The organism is Arthrobacter sp. Y3225116, assembly GCF_059091245.1.
In genome coordinates this window covers 1-4,141 of sequence record NZ_JBNHGL010000247.1, presented here as the reverse complement: position 1 = coordinate 4,141, position 4,141 = coordinate 1, and the positions used below count along the sequence as shown (strand labels likewise).

Sequence of the window (4,141 nt, the reverse complement as noted above, 5' to 3'; positions counted from 1 at the left end):
CGTCGCCCCGCCGCGCTGACCGGCCCCCGCCGCTACGGCAATACCGGCCGCGGCGTCTAGACTCCGAGGGAGACGGCGCCCGCCTCCGCCGGCGGGCCAACGACACAAGGAGTATTTATATGGTTCCGGAGATCAACATTTGGGCGGTCATCGTGGCCACCCTTTCGACCCTGATCGTCGGATCTGTCTGGTACACGCCGAAGGTCTTCGGCAACTACTGGATGAGGGTCGCCAACGTCAGCCCCGGCGAAGGCAAAAGCGCCGTACGCCCGATCATCATCACGGTGATCGTCAGCCTGATCAGCGCGTGGGTGCTGGCGGGTTCGGCGGCCATCGCGCAGGACTTCTACGGCGGCAACTTCCTGTGGAACACGGTGCTGACCGCCATCATCCTCTGGGCCGGCTTCACCGCCGCCCGCTTCGCCACGCACGATGCCTTCGAGGGCCGGCCGGTCGGACTGACCGTCCTGAACATCGTGCACGAACTCGTGACCTTCCTGGTCATGGCACTGGTCATCGGCCTCTTCGGGATCAGCGGAGCCTGAGGACCGGCACCGCCCCACAAGGCAGCCGGCGGCAACCAGTGTGCCCGGGCGGGTTCATCCGGGCACCTCCTCCGGGTGGATCAGCCGGGAGCCTCAGTCCAGCAGGCTGCGCAGCACGACTGCTGCGCCGTCTTCCTCCACGGTTCCGGTGACCTCGTGGGCGACGGCCAGGACCTCCTCGGGCGCCTGTCCCATCGCGACGCCCCGGGCGGCCCAGTCCAGCATTTCGATGTCGTTGCGGCCATCGCCCATGGCGACAGTATGCGACGGCTCGACGTCCAGCTTCCGGCGCAGGGATTCCAGCGCGCTGGCTTTGGTCACGCCGTTGGCCGCGATGTCCAGCCACGCGGTCCAGCCCACCGAGTAGGTCACACCCTTGAGCCCTGCCGTGTCGATGGCTTCCTTGAACTCCTCGGGAGTGTTTTCGGCGCTGGAAACCACCACGCGCACGGCCGTGGACTCCAGCAGCGCGTCGAAGTCGACACCCCTGGCCTCGATGCCGAAGCTGGCGTCCTGGAAGCGCTCCGTGGCCAGGAAGTTGCCCTCTTCGTCCTCGAGCGCAAACTTCGCGGTCGGCAGCTTGTCCCGCATCACCCGCAAGGCCGGTCCGGGGTTGAACGTCACCCGGTCGATCACCTCGTAGCCGTCCTCCAGCGACGTGTCGATCCGAAGGGTGACACCGCCGTTGGAGCAGACGGCGTACCCCTTGGTGACGCCGATCAGCTGAATGATCGGCAGCGTTGCGTTCAGGGACCGCCCGGTGGAGACGACCACCTCGTGGCCGGCGTCGACGACGGCGCGCGCTGCTTCGCGCACGGCATCGCTCATGTGGCCGTCGTGGTTGACCAGGGTGCCGTCCACATCCAGCGCGACCAGTTTGCGGGACCCGTTCTCCACGAAATTGTGGCGCCGGGCTTCGTTTTTATCGTTTGTCATATCTTCCGTAGCAATCCGCTGGTCGTCGATGCCAGCGTTAGCCTTGTCAGCTGTAGTTGTCATGTCCCTAGTCAAACATGGGCGGCAGACACCCGGGTAGGAAATTTTCTACGGGCGAATGAAGTGCCGGTGAACGCCGCCCCCGCCGCGACGGCACCGCAGTGCCGCCGGCGGGGCGGAACGGCGCGCTAGGAGAGCACCGGGAGGACGTCCATGCCGCCCAGGTAGGGGCGCAGCGCGGCCGGCACATTCACGGAGCCGTCGGCGTTCTGGTGGTGCTCCAGGATGGCGACAATCCAGCGGGTGGTGGCCAGGGTCCCGTTCAGGGTGGCCACCGCCCTGGTGCCCTTCTTTTCGCCGTCCGCCGACGCCTGGCGTTCGCGGATGTTCAACCGGCGGGCCTGGAAGGTCGTGCAGTTGGAGGTGGACGTCAGCTCCCGGTAGGCCTCCTGGGTGGGCACCCAGGCCTCGCAGTCGAACTTGCGGGCAGCGCTCATGCCCAGGTCTCCGGCAGCGGTGTCGATGACCCGGTAGGGCAACTCCACCTTGGCCAGCATTTCTTCTTCCCAGGCGAGCAGACGGGCGTGCTCGTCGGCGGCCTCCTCGACCTGGCAGTAGATAAACATTTCCAGCTTGTTGAACTGGTGCACGCGGATGATGCCCCGGGTGTCCTTGCCGGCGGCCCCGGCCTCACGGCGGTAGCAGGAGCTCCAGCCGGCGTAACGCGTCGGCCCGGCGGACAGGTCCAGGATCTCGTCCGCGTGGTAGCCCGCGAGAGCCACCTCCGAGGTGCCCGTCAGGTACAGGTTGTCCCGTTCCAGCCGGTAGATCTCGTCGTCGTGCTCCACGTCGAAGCCGGTCCCCTGCATGGTTTCGGGGCGAACCAGGGTGGGGGTGATCATGGGGATGAAGCCGTTGGACACGGCCTGGTCCAGCGCCATGTTCATCAGGGCAATCTCCAGCCGGGCGCCCACGCCCTTGAGGAAGTAGAAGCGGGAGCCCGAAACCTTGGCCCCGCGTTCCATGTCGATGGCGCCGATCAGCTCGCCGATGGCCAGGTGGTCCTTCGGCTCGAACCCGTCCCGGGCGAAGTCGCGGGGCTCGCCGACCGTCTTGAGCACGGTGAAGTCGTCCTCGCCGCCGGCCGGAACGCCGTCTTCGATCCGGTTGGGGATGCTGCGCAGCAGCGATTCCTGCTGGTTGCGGGCGGCATCCGACGCGGCCTGGGCTTCCTTGACCGATGCCGCCAACTCCTTGACCTGCGCCAGGAGCTCTGCCTTCTCCCCGCCCGTGGCCTGGGCCACCTTCTTGCCGAAGAGATTCTGTTCGGCGCGCAGTCCCTCGTAACGGTTGATCGCTTCCCGGCGGGCCGTATCGGCGGCGATCACGGCATCGACCACCGACTCGTCGGCGCCGCGGGCGCGCTGGGAGGCACGGAAAATCTCTGGATTGGCGCGGAGTTCGTTTACATCGATCACCTGCTAAGGGTACCGAAAAAGGCTTTCCGGCCTCGATCCGCGCCCGCCGCAGCCGGTCGCGGGCCTCAATGGGCCAAAGCGGCGGGGCTGGATAGTCTATGACCAACATGACTGCCGAATGGATGCCCGCCCTCATCATCCTGCTAGCGGTGGCCGCCTTGGCGGTGGGATGGCCGGGCCTCCGCGGCATGCTGGGGCGCCGCCGGACAGCGGTGCCGGCCGCGCTTGCGCCTTCCCCGGGCCTGCCCGACCAGCGTGTGGTCTTCATCGTGAACCCGGTCAAGAACGCGGCCGCCGAGGCCCGCCGCGAGGTGGAGGCAGCCTGCGCGGCGGCCGGTTGGAGCCCGCCCTGGTGTTGGAAACCACGCCCGGGGACCCGGGCCACGGCCAAGCGAGGCGGGCCATCGCCGAGCGTGCCGACGTGGTGATCGCTGGCGGCGGGGACGGCACGATCCGGGTGGTTGCCTCGGAGTTGGCGGGCACCCAGGTGCCGATGGGGGTGCTGCCGCTGGGCACCGGCAACCTGCTGGCCCGCAATTTGGGTCTCGATCCGGCGGCCCTGCGGGCCAACATCCACGTGGCGCTGCACGGGATCATCCGCAAGATCGACACCGCCGACATCACCTTGGAGAACGAGGCGACCGGCGAACGGTCGCAGGACAGCTTCCTGGTGATCGCCGGCATCGGCGTGGATGCGGATGTCTTGGCGGACACCCGCGACGACCTGAAGCGCCGGTTCGGCTGGATGGCCTATTCGGAAGCCGGAGTCCGCCATCTTGCCGGCCAGCGCGAACGCGTCATGGTCAGCATCGACGACGGGCCGACCCGGCCCCGCCGCGTCCGCAGCATCCTGCTGGCCAACTGCGGGAAGTTGCCGGCGGGGATCGATTTCATCCCCACCGCGGAAATCGACGACGGCGAACTGGACATCGTGGTGCTCAGTCCGCGCAGCGCGATCGGCTGGTTGTGGATTGCCGCCAAGACGCTGGTGCGGCACAGCGCGCCGATTCCGGTGATCGAGTACCACCGCGGGCAGAAGGTCCGCATCACCACGCACGAACCGATGGGAAGCCAGCTCGACGGCGATCCCTCCGGGCCGGTCACGTCGCTGACCGTCCAGGTCAGGCCGCGGTCGCTGGCGGTGCGCACCGAGTCGGTCCCCTCCACCGGCAGCCACCGGGC

The 4,141-nt window shown here is 67.8% G+C and carries 5 protein-coding genes; 3 read left to right on the top strand and 2 right to left on the bottom strand.

What is annotated here, in order from left to right; all coding sequences use genetic code 11:
- Positions 1–119 precede the first annotated feature (119 nt).
- The gene (locus AC5RV2_RS15415; RefSeq protein ID WP_494065434.1) at positions 120–545 is read left to right on the top strand and encodes a DUF1761 domain-containing protein; all 426 of its coding nucleotides are present in this window, start codon (positions 120–122) and stop codon (positions 543–545) included.
- Positions 546–638: 93 nt separating this feature from the next.
- On the opposite strand, the gene AC5RV2_RS15410 is transcribed toward AC5RV2_RS15415, so the two are convergent.
- Together AC5RV2_RS15410 and serS are read right to left on the bottom strand one after the other, a co-directional pair.
- On the bottom strand, positions 639–1,481 hold the full coding sequence (locus tag AC5RV2_RS15410; protein ID WP_494093060.1) for an HAD family hydrolase: 843 nt from the start codon (positions 1,479–1,481) through the stop codon (positions 639–641).
- 188 nt (positions 1,482–1,669) lie between these two features.
- The gene (serS, locus tag AC5RV2_RS15405) at positions 1,670–2,959 is read right to left on the bottom strand and encodes a serine--tRNA ligase (RefSeq protein ID WP_494001919.1); all 1,290 of its coding nucleotides are present in this window, start codon (positions 2,957–2,959) and stop codon (positions 1,670–1,672) included.
- Between the two features lie 98 nt (positions 2,960–3,057).
- Here serS and AC5RV2_RS15400 point away from each other — a divergent pair, with 98 nt between their 5' ends.
- Entirely contained in the window at positions 3,058–3,387 is a 330-nt protein-coding gene (locus AC5RV2_RS15400; RefSeq protein WP_494093059.1) for a hypothetical protein, read from the top strand.
- A partial coding sequence (locus AC5RV2_RS15395) for a diacylglycerol/lipid kinase family protein (protein ID WP_494093058.1) occupies positions 3,312–4,141 on the top strand: 830 nt, incomplete at its 3' end. The genes AC5RV2_RS15400 and AC5RV2_RS15395, both read left to right, overlap by 76 nt.

Bases quoted from the DNA above. Each gene is read 5' to 3' on its own strand.
- AC5RV2_RS15400 (WP_494093059.1), top strand. From the start codon at position 3,058: ATGACCAACATGACTGCCGAATGGATGCCCGCCCTCATCATCCTGCTA.
- AC5RV2_RS15415 (WP_494065434.1), top strand. From the start codon at position 120: ATGGTTCCGGAGATCAACATTTGGGCGGTCATCGTGGCCACCCTTTCG.
- AC5RV2_RS15410 (WP_494093060.1), bottom strand. From the start codon at position 1,481: ATGACAAACGATAAAAACGAAGCCCGGCGCCACAATTTCGTGGAGAAC.